Below are 17336 nucleotides of genomic sequence, written 5' to 3'. Positions count from 1 at the left end.
ATTTATACTATAAATTCATTTAATTCATCTCTATATACTTCCCATTGAGGCAAGTGAGTATTCAAAATTGAAATATATCGTTCATTATGTTGTCGCTCAATTAGGTGAGCAAGTTCATGGACGACAATATATTCAATACAATGAGTTGGTTTCTTTGCCAGTTCAAGATTGAAAAGCAGTCTTTTTGTTCGTGTGTTACAACTTCCCCATCTTGTTTTCATTTGTTTTATCTCCCAATGTTTAGGAGATACTTGTAGTATTTGCGTCCATTTCTCAACCAAAGGCGATATAGTTTCCCTTAGCTCTTTTCGATACCATTCTTTTAGAACTTCTGCTCGCTTAACAACCGTTGAATCTTCTCTCACATAAAGGTTGATGAATTTTTTTCCACCTAATCCAACTTTAGGAACGTCTTTGTGATATATGACTTTTAAGCGATAGCGTTGTCCTTTGAAGTAATGGTTTTCACCTGAAACATATTCTCTAGGAGTTTGTCTTTCTTGTTGAAGGACTTTTTCTTTCTGTTTACTTATCCAACTTAGTTTTGATATGGCATATAATCGCACAGAATCAGGTTTCATCGTTTCCGGTGCAGAAATATGAACCCTTCCATTAGGAGGATAAACAGACAAGTGAATATTTTTAATCTTTTTATATTCGACTTCAATTGGAATGTTATTTACAACTATTCGCTCCATTAATATTCTCCTTGCCCTTTCGCTATGTTTAAAACATCAGTAACTCGTTCATCATTTTCTTGCAACTCCATAGCTTTAGCAATAGCCCGTCTTACTTTTTTTGTTTTTGTCGGCGGAATCCCATCTTTCCATCCATCCATTGCATTTGTAAGAATACTGTTGTGGACAACTAATGCTAATTTTTCATCTTTATCTAAGTTATCATATAAAGCTTTTTGTGCATCGGTCTTTATCTTTTCCGGATATGTGAATTGAGTTTTATTTTTATTGTTCTGAACAAGTTCAATCAGCTTTTTGATATGTTCTTTATAATCCGTCTTTCCCTGTTTGACTTCATCTATCAACTTTTGCAAAATATCCGACAACTTATCATAATATGCAGGATTATTTGGTCTTTCATAAATGAAAACCTTCCGCATGTTTGCCTGCAAAGTTTCTGCAATGGATTTCAAATTATTCCGAATTCCTTTAGGAAGTTTTCCAAATGCATTCTCTCCTGCTATTGCGACTAAATCAAGAAATGAAGTATCATTAAACATCAATAATTCCTCACTATCATCGGCTCTGACATAAGCATCGATTAGCTGACGCATGGCAGGGTCGTACATCTTAAGGTCTATAGCATCGGCACTTTTAAGTTTAATCTCGTCTTTTAGGTCATTATAAAAATCAACCTGCTCTTTTATTCTAGATGCTTCTTCCTGAGTATATCCGGCAGCATCGATATCATTGGCTATGTCGATATATTTTCTGACCAGATTACTCACCAACTTATATAGTTTATCACGTTTTTCTGCGTTGTCCTCTCTCTCTTGTGGTTGTAGCTCATAAGGAGTTGATTCGCTGTAAACGAAGTATTCAAAAAACTTTTCACGAGTTTGCGGATAAACAACTTCGCACAATGTAACAACTGCCTGTAATGCATCTTCCAGTGCTTTTCGACCTTCTTGAAGGCGATCGGTAAGTAATCCCTGTATGTCTTCTTGGTCGTATTCTTCAAATGCTTCGGTCGTATAATCTTTAATAGAAGAGGCTATTGAGTTGAATAAATCCTGATAATCTATAATATAACCATAATCTTTTTCTTCTCCATTCACTCTATTTACACGGCAAATAGCTTGAAACAGATTATGATTTACCATATTTTTATCAATATATAAATATGTTGCCGAAGGTGCATCAAATCCGGTCAATAACTTATCAACTACAATAAGGAGCTTCATTGAAGCCGGATTTTCTATGAATTCTTTTTTAGCCCATTCTTCATATTGTTCCGGTGTTTTACCATCCAACATTTTTTTGTAGATATCAAACTTGAATTCTTCTTCGGTTTTTCCTTCACCTACACATTCTCCTTTTATGTCGCTCAGTTCTGCACCATAGCTTGTAACAACCGCACAATATCCTTTTAATGTTGTTTCCTGAAATACTTCCCAATAACGACAAGCTTGATAAATGCTGTCGGCAACAAGCATGGCATTACCATAACCTCCTGCCAATGCTCGCTTAGTATCCATATCTTGACAAATATCAGCGACAATACGTTGTACTCGTTCTTTACTGCTAAATAGTTTCTCCATACGTGCCCAACGTTGTTTTAATATAGCAGAGGCAACATTAGAAAGACCTAATGTCCGTTTTTCAAACCATTCATCTATTTTGTTTTTATTACCAAGATATTGCTCCACATTTCGGGCTTCATAACGTAAGTCCAAAACAACTTTATCTTCTACCGCTTCATTAAATTTGTAGGTGTGGATATAGCTACCAAAGGTTTCTAACGAAGTCTTTTTCTCTGTTTTCAACAATGGAGTTCCTGTAAAACCGACTAGCATTACATCATCACCCATGATTTTTTTCATGGCTTCGTGCATGTAACCACCCTGAGTTCTGTGGCACTCATCTACAAACACATATAAATTGCCTTTAGCCTTAAAATCGGTAGGTAGTGAATCTGCAACTTCTTCTAAGTACTTATCTAATGGCTTTCGGCGTTTTCTACCATATAAGTCTTGTTCTTCATCGGCTGAACCCTTTCCAAATTTGTGAATAAGTGTGCAAATAAGCCAAGGATTGGCATTATTCAGCATGCCAATTAATTGATAACCACTTTTAGCTCTTTTTACTTCTTCTCCTGCATTTTTGAATGCATTTTCGATTTGTTTGTCTAATTCATCGCGGTCGGTTATAATTACTACACGTGCGTCATCTATATTTTCATGAATCCAACGTGCAAGCCATACCATTGTCAAGCTTTTGCCGGAACCCTGTGAATGCCAGAGTATACCGCTTTCTTTATTTCTAGCACGAGGTTGTGCTGCTTTTACTCCAAAATATTGATTTGGGCGACATGCCTTTTTTCGTCCTCCATCGAAAATAATGAAATCATGGATTAGCTCTAAGAAGCGGTCTTTATCGAAAACCTGAAGAATACTTCTGTCCAATTCTTTTTTTTCTTCGGGATTACTCTCTTTCCAACGAAGCCAGAATTTCTCGGGTGTATCAATTACTCCATAATATAATCCTTCGGTATCATTACCTGCAAAAAGAAATTGCATGGTAGTGAAAAAGTGAGGAATAAAAGCATCTTTCTGATTGTCCAGATTTTGACGGATACCATTATGGACAGAGCTCGTACAACGTTTTAACTCAATAACTCCTAAAGCAATACCATTGACATAAATAACCAAATCCGGACGTTTCGTTGCTTTCTCTCTTCCTTTTATGGTTACTTCTTCTGCTATGTAGAAATCGTTTTCGTGCGGATTATTCCAATCTATCAAGTGAACGTATTTCTTTTGCTCGCCCACCTCCGACAAGATATTAACTCCATAACGTAAAAGATTATAAACTCTCAAATTGGCTTGATACAAGCTGTCGCTCAAATCATTCGCATCACGTTTAAAAATTGTGATTGCTTTAGTAATTTCGGAATCGGAATATCCTTTCTTTTTTAGATATTTCTTCAACTGTTTTTCTTCGATATTACTATTTTCACGATCTTTCCAATCGCCCAGAACAGTATATCCTAAACGTTTCTCGAATAGTCCGATTAAACGTTTTTGTGTCCGAATTTCTTTTTCGCCAATGTGAGAATCCATAGGTCTTATATTTTAAATAGTCTTATACTCTCATTGATTGCTCTTTGAATGTGTACATCTGAAAAATGCGGTTTATCTAATTTTGCTTTCCATTTAGGTATGGAAGAAAGATATGTTTTCACTGTACTTACAGTCGCTTTTACTCCTTTTTCTTCCAAATCGTTTATTGCCATATCTACAGTTGCTAATGTTTCCAAATCCCACGGTTTGTATTGTCGAAACTGTTCAATCCAGTTCTGAATATCTGTTCCATACCATTGAGTAAAATAATCAACGGCTTCTTGAATATTTTTTTGAGGAACAAACGCATCATAACCCTTAGCATCTTTTACCAAATCGAAGTATCCATTTTCTTTTCCTATTTTTTCAGGACCTCCATATCTTGACTTTGGGTTATAAGGTCCGGCGGCAAACTTTTTGTAGTCGACAACTATGCAATCATGTTTTCTATGAATAAGATACGATAGTTTTGTATACATAAAGCGGGATAACGGTTCTGCTGTTGATCCAAATTTATCGACCAAAAAACTAATTATTACAGCCTCGTCAAATTGCTTGCTATGTTTTTTCTTATTATCAGGCGAATAATTCTTAATTTCCGCCTCTTGTGCTTCTGAACAGGAGATAGTATTTATCAACCGTATTTGTCCAGTTAATAATTGCTGCATCATTCCTGATTTTATATTCAGATATTTATCTCGCTTCTTCTCTAACTGATCAATTTCATTGTCCATAGCAGTTAGAATTTGGGCAATAGCCGTTTGTTCTTCTTTTGTGGGAGGAAATAATAACAACATTTCGGAAAGTTTTTCTTGAGACATTGTCGGGATTGTACTCCCTCCTGTTATTGTCAAAACTTTTTGTTGAAAATCATTGTCTATTATCTTATAAAATAGAAATTTGCTATTACATCTAAACTTCTTCATAACTACTAACTGGGGATTAATAGTTGCTTTTCCATGAAGACCTTCAATGTATGCACATTTACCAATAGAAGCTGTTTTTACAAAGATAATGTCTCCATTATAGACCTTAATTTCAGGAGACTCATCATATTTAAAATCCGAAATGTAAGTACAATTATTATAGTTGATTTTAAAAGAATGTATGTCCGCAGGGCTAAATGAAATAGCTCCTTGTCCTTTTCCGACAATATCATTTCTAGTATATCCTCTAAAACCTATTCTTCCATATATATTACATAAACAACCAAGTGTAATTTCTTCCCATTTCTCTGTAAATCCTTGCAATCTTTTCTTGCCTGTAAGCAACTCCTGCATTGCACCTTGTTTGATATTCTTTTTCTTTTCAACCTGTTTATTTAAAGCATTTATCAAAGCATCAATATCGGACAGAGCTTCTGCTATGGCTTGTTGCTCTTGAATTGGAGGAAGGAGTATTGTCATTTTAGTAATCATTTCTCTGCGTACAGAATCTACGGAAGATTTTGCAGTCATTTGCATTACCTGTCCATAAAAATAATTACTGAAATATAAGTAGAAATAATATCCGTTCATATTATTCCTAAAATCACTTATTTTATATACTCGTTGATGAAAATCGAATTTCCCTTTTACATAATGAAATACTTTACCTGTACCAACTCCATCTCCTGCAGTTAAAACAGCTTCTCCATCGTATGAGTAAGTATCAATTTTTTCTATTTCTTGAGATCTTACAAAAAAGGGATATTTCCCAAGAGGTTTATTATCTTGAGTATTTTTATTTCCAGTTGTTACAGATGCCAAATTTTCAACAACATCTATCATCCAATCTTCTGGAATAATTCCTATTTCAGTATCCTTATATCCTTTTTTGAGCTTTTTCATAACTGGAATCCCATCTTTTCCAAATGTTGCATTACTTTCGCTTCTAACAATTCTACCTCCTTGTTTATTTCAGGTAGAGTTTGTTCATAACGTTCTTCCAAACTTTGCAATTGGCTGTTTAATGATTGACTTACTTGTTGGATTTCAGAAACTAATCTATTCCCAAAAGCGACTAACCATTTGTTTGTTACTAATTTCTTTATTTCTTCTTCAGAGAGAGAGGTGTATTTCTGCAACACTTGTTCCAACAAGTCGGAGTTATCATCCTTCAACTGCTTTTTATAACTGGCAATAATATTGGAACGATTGATATATTCTTGTAATATTTTAGCTTCTTCGCCTTCTGCTATTTTCAGCCTTTTCTGTATATTCCCTTTATTCAGTTTATTATCTGCATAATTACTTGCATCTAAATAAGAGTCGGAATATTCTTCGACCAATTCATTCATGTTAGTTTCTGCGCTTAATAGCTTTTCTTCTAAAAATGAGATATTCTCTTTTTCGGTCGAAAAATATTCATCTACAACACAATCAACAGGAAGTAGGTCACACTCAATATCTTTTATAGTTTTGGCTTCTTTCTTTTTCTTAGGCTTCTCATCCTCGCTCTCATCGTTTTTCTTCTTCTTTTCAGCAGGTTGGATAGTACGCCAATTTGCTTTCCAACCGTCTGATTCAATTAAATAAAGGTCGTCCTGAAGTGTTTCCGCACAATAATTCATCAATTGGTCGTACACATCATACTTATCAACCAACTTAGAATTGGCAAATTTCTCCAATACAGAATCCCCCATATCTTCAATCATTTGCTTGGGGTTGAAAGAGTTTGGTCGGAGATCCTCAAATTGAGGCATCCAGATTTGGCTCCATTCCGCATAGCTTTGGAACAACTCTCTATGTTGGTTATCAAAATCAGGGTGATTGTTTATTGTTTCTTTTATATTTTGTTTATCAGGGATAAATTGGAAAAATCCTTTTCTGTTGCCCTTCTTAAATAGGACTTGTTGTAAAGAAGGACATGCTTCCCAATAGCGATAAAACTGTTCTACATCGTGTTCCGGAATACCTCCTTTTAGATGAGCCTCAATGTTATGGATTACTTCATCGTCCTCTGCATCAATATAGCGAGGCAGGTTCAAATTATATTCATTTTTCTTTATCTCTTCGTTTTTTACAAATCGGGCATAATGAAGCACATCATCAAAAGCATCCCATGTATCAACAATGCGCCGAATATCCTGTTCCCGTAAACGGTTTTTATTGCCATCTTTGACAAATCCATTTTTGGCATCTATCATAAATATGCCTTTACGGCTTGCTGCATCTTCTTTGTCAATAATTATAATGCAGGCAGGAATTCCTGTTCCATAAAAGAGATTTGAAGGCAATCCAATAATTCCTTTTATATAGCCTCTTTTTATAAGATATTTTCTGATATCAGCCTCAGCATTACCTCTAAATAAAACACCATGCGGAAGAATACATGCTCCTTTTCCTTTATCTTTCAACGAACGAATGATATGTAACAGAAAAGCATAGTCGCCATTTTTTTCGGGAGGCACTCCTATCGTATGTTCATTCCATCGTTCATATTTATCATTTGTCTTTGCACTCTTAAGCCATGATTTCTGTGAGAATGGAGGATTTGCCACGGCATAGGAGAACGTTGTCAAATTATCATCTTTTACAAATTGGGGATTGTTAAGCGTATCACCGGAACGAATATCATAAGTCTCATACCCATGTAGTATCATATTCATTTTAGCTAATCCCACAGTAGTAATATCATACTCCTGTCCATATAAAGCTGCTCCATTAGGGGCTTCTGATAGGGCTCGCAACAATAGCGATGCCGATCCGCATGTCGGGTCATATATGGACACATTGGGGCGTGTTTCCTTATTTAATCCGATCACTTTTGCCATTACTCGGCTTACTTCTGCCGGAGTATAGAACTGTCCTTTACTCTTTCCGCTTTCAGTGGCAAAGTGCTTCATCAGATATTCATAGGCATCGCCCATTAAATCGTCATCACTTGCTTGATTTTTTCCAAAGTTCAATCCTGAGGATTGAAATATGCCAATTAAGTTGCTTACTGTCTGAACTAAATCTTTCCCTTTGCCTAACTTGCTCTCATCGCTGAAGTCTGCCTCTTTAAACATTCCGTCTAAATCATTGGCTTCTTCCCATGCAGCAAGTTTAATGTTCATTTGTTCGCCAATGTTCGTTTTTCCCTTTAGGTTGACCATATCATCAAAGGAGCAACCTTCAGGAACTTCAATCAACGATTCTACATTATATTTTGCTTTGTCTGAAACGTACTTAACAAATAGCAAAGTCAATACATAATTTTTATATTGACTAGCGTCCATCCCTCCACGCAGTTCATCACAACTACGCCAAAGAGTACTATATAATTCTGATTTTTTAATTGCCATGTATCTATTAATCTTCTTTGTTATCCACAATCAAGTCTTTTACACCAACCTGTAACAACTCCGCAATCCGAAAAAGCGTTTCAAGGCTTGGCTGCTTCCGGTTACAAGCATAAGCATTGACCATCTTAAAACTCTTATCAAGCTCTCCAGCCAGCCATACCTGCGTTAATCCTTTCTCTTGCAAAGCCTCCTTAATACGATTCATTTTCATCGAATTACTTATTTGTTTCGTCTCCAAAGATAGGAAATTTCAAGGGATACATTGATAAAATCTTCGCATTTTAAATAATCCTAAAAGAATCGTTGCTTAAACTCTTCACAAAGCGCAATGATTTTCTGCTGAGTGGTGACTAATTCAAGCGTTATTTTTTCTAATTTATAAAGCAATGCGAGTGCTTTCTGCTCCGAAAAATTACTTTTAAGTTGTTTGACAACTTGATTATAATTGACTCCAACTGCTCGAAATTGTGCATGAAGTTGAGTTAGTTTTGCCACATATTTTAGTGTTCCTTCGTCGGTTTTTATCACCCGAAAATTCTCATTAAATACTCGTGCTTTGACAAAAATCGACTTCGCATAAACACCGGATTCTTCATACATGGATAAGAACTTTGCATATTCTTGATCCGAAAAGCGAACCATTACGCAGTTCTTGGCTGGATCATTTTTTATTGGACGTCCTCCTTTGCTCCATTTTGAGCGTGAATTTGTTTCTTCTTTCATAAAATCATCAAATGTGTGGAGCCTGCATGTCTCCACCGATAAATAATTTCCTGTTTCTATATCATTACCCATGCAATGGGTTTCATTAAAAGCGCCGACTTCGGAGGTGCGTTTCCCCCCTTGCGGGCAAGGAGGTTTTGAGTTACGTGAAATGAAATGAGTAACTCAAAACACACCTTGCTGAGAGCCGAAACATAAATGTTTCTTGCTCTCAAATCTGTCTGCTGGCGGACATCATTTAGCCGTTCAATGTAAAAAGGCAATTTCTATTGGTCGGAATCATTGTGTTGAGATGATTCCGATTCTGCATCATCAATATAATCATCACCCAAGAGTTTTCTCATTTTCTCTCTATTACGCCTTATATCTTCGTCGAAATCTACTTTGAACCGGATTTTTTCTTCTTTGTGAAGACTGTTTAATAGCTCTTTATGGACTTCGATATGGTCGGAGATTATTGAATCCGCCAATGAAGATGTTGTAGTGTAATGTTTCCACTTGAATAAGCTCACAATACGTTTTAAATTGTCATGTGTTTCCGGGCTGATATATATAGCAAATCGTCCTCTTATCCGTTTTTCTTGACAATACGCCTTAATGTAATCCTCTTTTGAAATCTGTTTTTTCTTTCTTCCTGCTTTCATTTCTTATTCTATTTTAGTGTTAGATATTTATGTCGAAATAGAGTTTCTTATTGAAGCTTATATCGGCATCATTAATTACCTTTTTGTTGAATTAATAACAGATTCTATTTTCTATGTCAATTCTGAGTTATATTAGGACTTCCAATCAGAACATAGTATTTACTTCTGTTTTGAATTCAGTTTTGAAGCAAAGAAACAAATAGTAATTGACTACCAGATAGTTGCCGATTTTTATGCAGTGATATGCAGTATTTTTCATTGATAAGACTTCTTTTTGTCCACATACCGACGCCACAAGCTGCCACCTCTTGAATTTGTGATAGTTAAGCGAAAATGTTATTATATATTTGAGCCGAGAAAAAGAATATAAACTAAAATATAGATAGCATGAAGATTATTAATATCGAAGAATCAGTATTTGAGAAAATGATGGAGCGATTCGGTGCATTTACTCAAAAGGTAGAAGCTATATGTAATCGGAATAGTGACAAAAGCATGAAGAAATGGCTGGACAATCAGGACGTTTGTGTGATTCTGAATATCTCCAAACGCTCGCTACAGAACTATCGGGATAATGGTACGTTACCTTATACCCAAATCGGGCATAAAATGTATTACAAACCTGATGATATAGAACGGATTACTCCGCTTATTATACAAAAACAGAAAGACTTAACCTATAAAAGAAAGGAGCATAAATAATGGATAATGATAATTTGATAACGCATAGCGACGAACGAATCGTATCGTTCTTTAAATCCCTTGAAAATATGCTGGATGGTTTGGAAAATCTGACTAAAAATTATCGTCCAATGCTGAAGGGAGAACGTTATCTGACTGATAGAGAAGTATCAGAACGTTTAAAGTTGAGCCGTCGTGTTTTACAGAATTATCGAGACGAAGGTCTATTGCCCTATTGTAAGCTGGGCGGGAAAATACTCTATCGGGAGTCGGATATTCAGCGTATGTTGGACGAAGGGTACCAAAAAACTTTAGGTTAATGTTTTTCTTCTTTTCAACCGATATGCATCTTCTATGCGGAGAACTAAATAAGCAAGACTTTCCGATAAAAATACACTAATCCACAGGATTCGGAAGATTTTTATCGGAAACGAAGCTTGGTCTTGTGTTTTGGGTCGGAGCATATCTTTGTATATCGGTTAAAGAGAAGGAAAATTTGGAATTAGACATTTTAACTGTTTATTCTCAGCTCAACCTCTTGCATGTCTTTTAAAATACTTTGATCCAAAACTTTAGCATAATGTTGTGTCATACGAGTATTGGAATGACCGAGCATTTTTGCCACATTGGATAGCGATACATTATTTGCCAAAAAAATTACCGAAGCCGCCGTGTGGCGTGCTGTATGCGTAGTTAGATGCTTCTTAATTTCGCATAAATCAGCAATTTCCTTCAAGTATGAATTCATGCGTTGATTGCACATTACCGGAAGTAAAACGCCTTTTTCCAAACAAATCGGATGATTTTCGTACTTCGCTAAAATTTTAACAGGCACGCTTAACAAAGGGATGTTGCACATATTGTTTGTCTTTTCACGGGTTTTACGAATCCAAGGATTACCATTGTTGTCCATTACAATATGTTCTTTCCTCAGATTATAAACATCAATGAATGCCAGTCCGGTGTATATGCAAAATAAAAAGACATCCCGTACCAACTCCAATCGGTGAATCTTAAATTCTTTTTCGGCAAGCCGATTGATTTCGTCCATTGTCAGGAACTCTTTATTGACCGGAACTTCATGAAATTTGATTCCAGCAAACGGATTACGAACTATATATTCATTGGCAATTGCCAAGTGAATCACCTTTTTAAAACACTTCATATAACGAATAACCGTATTCTGTGCACATCTCTTCTCCGTTTTCATAAAGAACTCAAAGCTTCGGACAAATTCACTATTAATTTCCCTCAACAACAGGTCGTCTTCACCGTATTTCTCGCGAATAAGCTCTTGCAGATAGCGGGCGCAACATTCATACCGCCTGATTGTAATATCCACATAGTCTATTCCAATTAGTTTGCGGCATTGTTCGTTATGTTCATTGAAAAAAGCGACTAAGGTTTTACGGTCTTCTTCATCCATCCCCAAGAACTTATTTCGTAGAATCTTAGCGGTAATCGCTTTACCATCCTGCTCCATAGCATTGAAGAGTTGTGATAGTCTTATCTGTGCCGATTCAATGTAATCGTTAAGGTCTCTGGACTTTCTATCGCGACCTCTGGAACATTCTTTGGCTTGATTCCAAAGCGAAGGGTTAATACTTTTTTTCGTACGAATCTCCTCACGTTGTCCATTGACAGTGATTCTCATACTTACGGGAGCATCTCCACTCTTAAGCAACTGGTTCTTCTTTAAGAAGAACAAAACTCCAAATGAATTTCTTCTCATTTCCTTTCAATTTTAATGGTTCAAAATTACGGAAATAAGCCTGAATTAAACTTATGCAAAACACAGAATACCAGCGAATTAGAATCGAATTGGTGACTATTTTTAATAGTCTCAAAAAAGTCACCGATTACGCCACCAAGAACGTTATTTTTCGCCCTATTTTGCACTTTCGTGAGAAAACAAAAATCCCTGAAAGTGATTGACTTTCAGGGATTTTCTCTTTTTTGCTTTTCTCATTCGTGGTGCCACCAGGAATCGAACCGGGGACACAAGGATTTTCAGTCCTTTGCTCTACCAACTGAGCTATGGCACCAATACTGTAGTTTTGTTTGTTAGTTTCGTTAGGCGAGTGCAAAGATAGGACAAATTTCGTATACTCCAAATATATTGAGAAAATTTTATTCCCCATCTAAAGAATTCCAGCCCTGAGCCTTCAGTTCTATCTCCGAATTATCGCGAGTTTGGAGTACTTGGCCGAATTTCTCCTGCGTAATATGACCTATAACCTTTACGCCCTTAATCGCTGAAACCTTATCATGCTGATGCAAGGGAACCGTAAAAAGCAACTCATAATCCTCGCCACCATTTAGCGCAATAGTGGTCACATTCATATTGAACTGTTCAGCCATTACAGCTGTCTGGTAATCAATTGGGATACGTTCTTCATAAACCCGGCAACCAACTTTGCTTTGCCGGCATATATGCTTTATCTCTGAAGATAAACCGTCCGAAATATCTATCATCGATGTAGGGATAATACCTTCTTTTGCCAAGGAATCGATTATATCTTTTCTTGCTTCGGGTTTCAATTGGCGTTCCAACAAGTATTCATGCCCCGAAAAATCAGGTTGAAAATCCTTTTCCCCTGTGAAAGCGAGTTTCTCTCTTTCCAGCAACTGCAATCCCATATAAGCAGCACCCAGATCGCCCGATACACAAATCAAATCTGTATCTTTAGCTCCGTCGCGACAAACGATTTTATTATCTTCTCCTTCGCCGAGACAGGTTATGCTGATCGTCAATCCGGTCAACGAAGCCGAAGTATCGCCACCGACAACATCTACTCCATAATGCTCGCAAGCGAGGTATACTCCTGCATAAAAGTCGTCTACATCTTCCACCGAAAAACGCTTGGAGATGCCCAAAGAAACAGTTATCTGCTTAGGTTGCCCATTCATGGCATAAATATCGGAGAAATTGACAACTGCCGACTTATAACCTAAATGCTTCAGAGGTACATACATCAAATCGAAATGAATGCCTTCGAGAAGCAAATCTGTCGTCACAAGTGTTTTCTTGGCTGCATAATCCAATATCGCAGCATCATCCCCTACCCCTTTAACAGAAGACGGATTCTTTAATGTTATATTCTTTGTCAAATGCTCAATAAGCCCGAATTCTCCCAGGCTGGCTATCTCTGTTCGTTGCATCAGATTGTCAATTGTTAGTTCAACCCAAAGGTAGTTATTTTTCCGATACCTCTATCGTATCAACAAAAACCAACCGATTCGCAAAGAACCGGCTGGTTATATTTATAGTATATTAAATGTCTTCTTAGAAAGAGAAATCGACTCCGGCAGCAAATACCTTATTGGTACGCGAATATATATTCGTTCCGGCCAATCCTGTATTATTATAATTGCTATAATTGATTTTCCAGTCAGAATAGGTCGTCCAGAAATAACCGATATTAATCTTTACATTCTTCGAAACATTTGCCGCTCCACCAAATCCGATAGAATAAGAATTGATCGAAAAACTCAAATCATTCTGAAATTCATCTTTTACTCCATAACGGGTTATCTGCCCGCCGGCACTTATCAAAAAAATGGGGTCTATTTGATATTCTGCACCAAAAAGATATTCGTCCGTTCCTCCGGAGACATATTTCTGTTTGCCGCGATCCATATCGGCTTCGGAATCGAAGAAATGGTGATACCCAACCGTTGCCATCAATTTGGGAGTTATCTGGTAAGAAACACCCACCGTCAGCAAACCGGGAATATCATGCGGCGTATTAACTCCATCGGTAAACATACCGGTATCATCTATCTTGGTTTTGTTTTCTACATTCAAGCCGGTACGAAATTCATATTTCACCCCAATATTCAGCTTTTCATAGTTATAATTCAATCCGATGATAGGAGAAACACCCCATCCCGATTGCTTATTTTTGAGGCGAGCGCCCGTTTCGGTTGTCGCTTTCTTCAACAATCCCAAAGATGCCTTTTGCGCCTCCGATGAGGCATTAGCAATAGCATAATCCAGAAATCCCGACGGGTCTGTCAACGAGCCGTCATTGTCAGAGATAGGCAATCCTAATCCTGTAAGCCCTGACGACGTAATACCCACCTTCAGGTTACGCAAATGACCTTCGTATGAATTGTTGACAATATTCAAGCGGAATCCGCCGTACAATGAGAAATGTTCATTTATCTGATAAGATGCTCCCAATTGTGCTCCATATATGAAAGAAGATCCTTCCATAAATTGATCGACACTATATCCCTGTGCAGAAAGACCGATTCCCGGAATCGGAGGCAAAGCCTGTCCTGCCTGCGTGATGAGTAAAGGCAAAGTGGCAATAGGCGCTTCGAACATCGGCAAGCCTCTGTTGAAAGTAGCCTTACCTCCGCCTCCTGATACCGCCAGATTGGCCGAAATAACCCAAGGGCCGTTTTTATAGGCTGCCTGCAAACTCGGTACAATAGGAGCGGATGCTTCCCCTTTATATTTTTTCCATCCATTCCCTTCCGGATTCCCGGCTAACGGGGCAAACTCGGAACGAATGTTACGGGTCTGATAAACACTTTGATTACTGAACGAGAAATGAAAACCATCCTTTAACATGACCAACCCTGCCGGATTAGAATAAGCCGCATCGATAGACGTGGATGCATCGAGGCACAACAGACGGGCAAAACGAGCAGTCTGGTTCGTATTGGTTAAGATACCTCCGGCAAAAGCGGTTGAAACACAAAGGAATGTGATTAGAATCGATAAGTAGATTTTTCTTGACATGTATTATGCTGTTGATTATAGCTGGCAAAGGTATGTTTTTGCAAATTAGTTTCAAAAGAAACCATGTTAAACTTTGATTTTATTTTTTTGATTTTCAAGTCATTGCGCATGCAATAGTTGTTTAGCGTCCTATGGTGTCTTTTTTCTATTCTCCCCGGCAACAGGACTTTCATTATGCTATTTTAGCCCCCTTATATTTCGAAATATCCCTTAATATTAATCACGTTTATTCGAATTTTTGTTAACAAAATGTCGCTCAAAAAGCACGAAAGTTAAACAATTTTAAACTATCCTATTTATCAGGCTAATTATTTGCATCATGTCAAAATCCACCGTATATTTGTAATGTGTTTTTCATAGTATTAGATTTAAGGTTAACAATGAAGATTGGTTGTCGTGATGACAACCTTTCCTTTTTTATATAGTTCCTTTCCACCACATTTGGAAAAACAACAGATACTCCTTATTTTTGTGCCGACACTTTAACCTTTTAACAAAAAACCTTGTCTTAATGGCTGATATGCAATTCAGGCACCAATGTGTCATGCATAAAGTATCCAAATAATTAAGACTAAAACCAAAACAACCCTAAAAAATGAAACCAACATTATTTATCCTTGCTGCCGGTATGGGTAGCCGCTACGGAGGTTTGAAACAATTAGACGAGGTCGGTCCCAGTGGCGAAACAATCATGGATTATTCCGTTTACGATGCTCTGAAGTCGGGATTCGGAAAAATCGTCTTCGTGATTCGTCATTCCTTCGAGAAAGAGTTCAGAGAAAAGATTATCTCTAAATATGAGAAAATAACCGAGGTAGAAGTCGTATTTCAGGAATTAGACTACCTGCCCGACGGATTTACACTCAATCCCGAACGTGAAAAACCTTGGGGAACCAACCACGCTCTACTCATGGGACGTGATGTAATAAAAGAGCCTTTCGCCATCATCAATGCCGACGACTTCTATGGCCGCGAAAGTTTCCAGATTCTTGCCGGACAATTGAAGCAAATGGCCAATACAGAACGCCGCTATTGCATGATAGGTTATCTGCTGGGCTATACCCTCTCGGATAGTGGAACGGTAGCCAGAGGGATATGCGAAGTGGACAGCGACAACTATCTGACACAGGTTGTTGAGCGCACCAAAATAGAACAGGTAAATGGTGTTCCGCGTTTCCTGGACGATGACGGCGAATGGAAGAACCTATCGACATCGACGCTCGTCTCTATGAACATGTGGGGCTTCACTCCCGACTATTTCGACTTATCCGAGAAGGCTTTTGTCGAATTCCTGAAAGAGAACCAGAATAACCCGAAAGCCGAGTTCCTGATTCCGACCGAGATAAACAAGCTTGTCAGCAAAGGGGAAGTAAAAGTGATGATGAAGAACACACCGTCTAAGTGGTTCGGAGTCACTTATGCCAAAGATAAGCCCGAAGTGATGATGAAGATTCAGGAATTGGTAGACAACAAAGTATATCCTAAGCAATTGTTCTCATAATTAATACCGGATACTCCGACATAAAAGAGGCTGCTTCACAGTGAAGCAGCCTCTTCTTTACAACGTATTTTCTTCGTTTCTTTCCCTAATTATTGGAATGCATTAAAGGCAACTCTCACCCTCAATCCAATGCTTAAAGGAATCACTTTATCTGCAATATCTCTTGTATTACCATTGTTCGTATATTGAGACTCGAGTATGCTGTTGTTGACATAATGAGTAGGCTCGAATGCATCGTAAATCATAAACTTTTTGCCGCTTTTACTTACATCATTCAACCCATAATCCAAATAAGCTCCTGTGTAAACAGCAAGAGATTGAGTAAGCTCCCACTTCATTCCCACTTCGGCAGCCAACATAAAAGCTACTTTCAGATCCACCGTTTTATCTACTGTCCGGCTCTGGTAGTTTCCAAAACCGAAAAATGCCATATCATCCACTATCATCCCATATTGTGGATAATATCCCGATGTTTTGATGCTTGTTCCATTGGTCTCATACTTAGACGTAACAGGAAGTCCGATTTTGAATCCAAGCGCACAATACAACTGGTGAGAATTCCATACCGGCCTTTGGTATTGAGCCATTATCGGAACATTCAGATAAGTCGTATTATGTGTTTCTTTATAACTGCCAATCTCGGATCTGAATTGATAAGAATCTCCACTACTATCCACCGTATTATAACGATCGCTCATTCCGGCAAACTTAGCTTCTGATGACAGGAAAGAAACTTCTAACCCGGTATTCAGCCCGAAGTTTTCGTTAAAGAAATAGGTATAGCCTACTCCGAAGCTTCCTCCGAATTTCTGTTTCGAATCTCCATGATTCATACTCAATTTCAATCCCGAAAGTCCCATGCCCCCCTGAACCGATATCTCATGTGTTGGAGTTTGTGCACTGATCTTCCCCAAAGGGAAGATCAAGAACACAACAAGTATAAGTATACTATTTATTTTTCTCATGAT

At 37.6% G+C, this 17336-nt stretch carries 14 protein-coding genes and 1 tRNA gene; 3 read left to right on the top strand and 12 right to left on the bottom strand.

What is annotated here, in order from left to right:
- Positions 1-2: 2 nt before the first annotated feature.
- From D0T66_RS10475 to D0T66_RS10445, 7 genes are all read right to left on the bottom strand, one after another.
- Positions 3-698 carry a M48 family metallopeptidase gene (locus tag D0T66_RS10475; protein WP_163357239.1) on the bottom strand — a complete coding sequence of 232 codons (696 nt, stop codon included), beginning with the start codon at positions 696-698 and terminating at the stop codon, positions 3-5.
- Positions 698-3799, bottom strand: coding sequence for a type I restriction endonuclease subunit R (locus D0T66_RS10470; RefSeq protein WP_163357238.1), 3102 nt, complete (start codon positions 3797-3799; stop codon positions 698-700). The genes D0T66_RS10475 and D0T66_RS10470 overlap by 1 nt, the downstream gene beginning before the upstream one ends.
- Before the next feature lie 5 nt (positions 3800-3804).
- Positions 3805-5628: a restriction endonuclease subunit S gene (locus D0T66_RS10465; protein WP_163357237.1), complete on the bottom strand. Its 1824-nt coding sequence runs from the start codon at positions 5626-5628 to the stop codon at positions 3805-3807.
- Positions 5625-8066 (bottom strand): type I restriction-modification system subunit M, encoded by a 2442-nt coding sequence (locus D0T66_RS10460; RefSeq protein ID WP_163357236.1) that lies wholly within the window; start codon positions 8064-8066, stop codon positions 5625-5627. The genes D0T66_RS10465 and D0T66_RS10460 overlap by 4 nt, the downstream gene beginning before the upstream one ends.
- Positions 8067-8073: 7 nt before the next feature.
- Positions 8074-8277, bottom strand: coding sequence for a helix-turn-helix transcriptional regulator (locus tag D0T66_RS10455; protein WP_163357235.1), 204 nt, complete (start codon positions 8275-8277; stop codon positions 8074-8076).
- Between the two features lie 80 nt (positions 8278-8357).
- Positions 8358-8789 (bottom strand): conjugal transfer protein MobA, encoded by a 432-nt coding sequence (gene mobA / locus D0T66_RS10450; RefSeq protein ID WP_163357390.1) that lies wholly within the window; start codon positions 8787-8789, stop codon positions 8358-8360.
- A gap of 266 nt (positions 8790-9055) precedes the next feature.
- A complete protein-coding gene (locus D0T66_RS10445; protein WP_163357234.1) occupies positions 9056-9433 on the bottom strand; it encodes a DUF3408 domain-containing protein in 378 nt (125 codons plus the stop codon).
- Positions 9434-9820: 387 nt separating this feature from the next.
- Here D0T66_RS10445 and D0T66_RS10440 point away from each other — a divergent pair, with 387 nt between their 5' ends.
- Entirely contained in the window at positions 9821-10135 is a 315-nt protein-coding gene (locus tag D0T66_RS10440) for a helix-turn-helix domain-containing protein (protein WP_163357233.1), read from the top strand.
- Entirely contained in the window at positions 10135-10434 is a 300-nt protein-coding gene (locus D0T66_RS10435; protein ID WP_163357232.1) for a helix-turn-helix domain-containing protein, read from the top strand. The genes D0T66_RS10440 and D0T66_RS10435 overlap by 1 nt, the downstream gene beginning before the upstream one ends.
- 191 nt (positions 10435-10625) lie before the next feature.
- Here D0T66_RS10435 and D0T66_RS10430 read toward each other — a convergent pair whose 3' ends face one another.
- From D0T66_RS10430 to D0T66_RS10415, 4 genes are all read right to left on the bottom strand, one after another.
- Entirely contained in the window at positions 10626-11846 is a 1221-nt protein-coding gene (locus D0T66_RS10430) for a site-specific integrase (protein WP_163357231.1), read from the bottom strand.
- A gap of 240 nt (positions 11847-12086) precedes the next feature.
- A tRNA-Phe gene (locus tag D0T66_RS10425) sits at positions 12087-12159 on the bottom strand.
- Between the two features lie 85 nt (positions 12160-12244).
- The gene (thiL, locus tag D0T66_RS10420; RefSeq protein ID WP_163357389.1) at positions 12245-13279 is read right to left on the bottom strand and encodes a thiamine-phosphate kinase; all 1035 of its coding nucleotides are present in this window, start codon (positions 13277-13279) and stop codon (positions 12245-12247) included.
- A 121-nt stretch (positions 13280-13400) separates the two neighbouring features.
- A complete protein-coding gene (locus D0T66_RS10415) occupies positions 13401-14867 on the bottom strand; it encodes an OmpP1/FadL family transporter (RefSeq protein WP_163357230.1) in 1467 nt (488 codons plus the stop codon).
- A 595-nt stretch (positions 14868-15462) separates the two neighbouring features.
- Between D0T66_RS10415 and D0T66_RS10410 the strand changes: the two genes are divergently transcribed.
- Positions 15463-16368 (top strand): sugar phosphate nucleotidyltransferase, encoded by a 906-nt coding sequence (locus D0T66_RS10410; protein WP_163357229.1) that lies wholly within the window; start codon positions 15463-15465, stop codon positions 16366-16368.
- Positions 16369-16457: 89 nt separating this feature from the next.
- Here the strand turns inward: D0T66_RS10410 and D0T66_RS10405 are convergent, their stop codons facing one another.
- On the bottom strand, positions 16458-17333 hold the full coding sequence (locus tag D0T66_RS10405; RefSeq protein ID WP_163357228.1) for an outer membrane beta-barrel protein: 876 nt from the start codon (positions 17331-17333) through the stop codon (positions 16458-16460).
- Positions 17334-17336: the final 3 nt, after the last annotated feature.

It is taken from the genome of Dysgonomonas sp. 25 (assembly GCF_010501075.1).
Classification (GTDB): Bacteria; Bacteroidota; Bacteroidia; order Bacteroidales; family Dysgonomonadaceae; genus Dysgonomonas.
The sequence above is the reverse complement of the archived record's forward strand: the minus strand, read 5'-3'. Positions and strand labels throughout refer to the sequence as shown.

Excerpts from the sequence above, each read along its gene's own strand:
- D0T66_RS10475 (WP_163357239.1), bottom strand. The coding sequence starts at position 698 with ATGGAGCGAATAGTTGTAAATAACATTCCAATTGAAGTCGAATATAAA.
- D0T66_RS10470 (WP_163357238.1), bottom strand. The coding sequence starts at position 3,799 with ATGGATTCTCACATTGGCGAAAAAGAAATTCGGACACAAAAACGTTTA.
- D0T66_RS10465 (WP_163357237.1), bottom strand. The coding sequence starts at position 5,628 with ATGAAAAAGCTCAAAAAAGGATATAAGGATACTGAAATAGGAATTATT.
- D0T66_RS10460 (WP_163357236.1), bottom strand. The coding sequence starts at position 8,066 with ATGGCAATTAAAAAATCAGAATTATATAGTACTCTTTGGCGTAGTTGT.
- D0T66_RS10455 (WP_163357235.1), bottom strand. The coding sequence starts at position 8,277 with ATGAAAATGAATCGTATTAAGGAGGCTTTGCAAGAGAAAGGATTAACG.
- mobA (WP_163357390.1), bottom strand. The coding sequence starts at position 8,789 with ATGAAAGAAGAAACAAATTCACGCTCAAAATGGAGCAAAGGAGGACGT.
- D0T66_RS10445 (WP_163357234.1), bottom strand. The coding sequence starts at position 9,433 with ATGAAAGCAGGAAGAAAGAAAAAACAGATTTCAAAAGAGGATTACATT.
- D0T66_RS10440 (WP_163357233.1), top strand. The coding sequence starts at position 9,821 with ATGAAGATTATTAATATCGAAGAATCAGTATTTGAGAAAATGATGGAG.
- D0T66_RS10435 (WP_163357232.1), top strand. The coding sequence starts at position 10,135 with ATGGATAATGATAATTTGATAACGCATAGCGACGAACGAATCGTATCG.
- D0T66_RS10430 (WP_163357231.1), bottom strand. The coding sequence starts at position 11,846 with ATGAGAAGAAATTCATTTGGAGTTTTGTTCTTCTTAAAGAAGAACCAG.
- D0T66_RS10415 (WP_163357230.1), bottom strand. The coding sequence starts at position 14,867 with ATGTCAAGAAAAATCTACTTATCGATTCTAATCACATTCCTTTGTGTT.
- D0T66_RS10410 (WP_163357229.1), top strand. The coding sequence starts at position 15,463 with ATGAAACCAACATTATTTATCCTTGCTGCCGGTATGGGTAGCCGCTAC.
- D0T66_RS10405 (WP_163357228.1), bottom strand. The coding sequence starts at position 17,333 with ATGAGAAAAATAAATAGTATACTTATACTTGTTGTGTTCTTGATCTTC.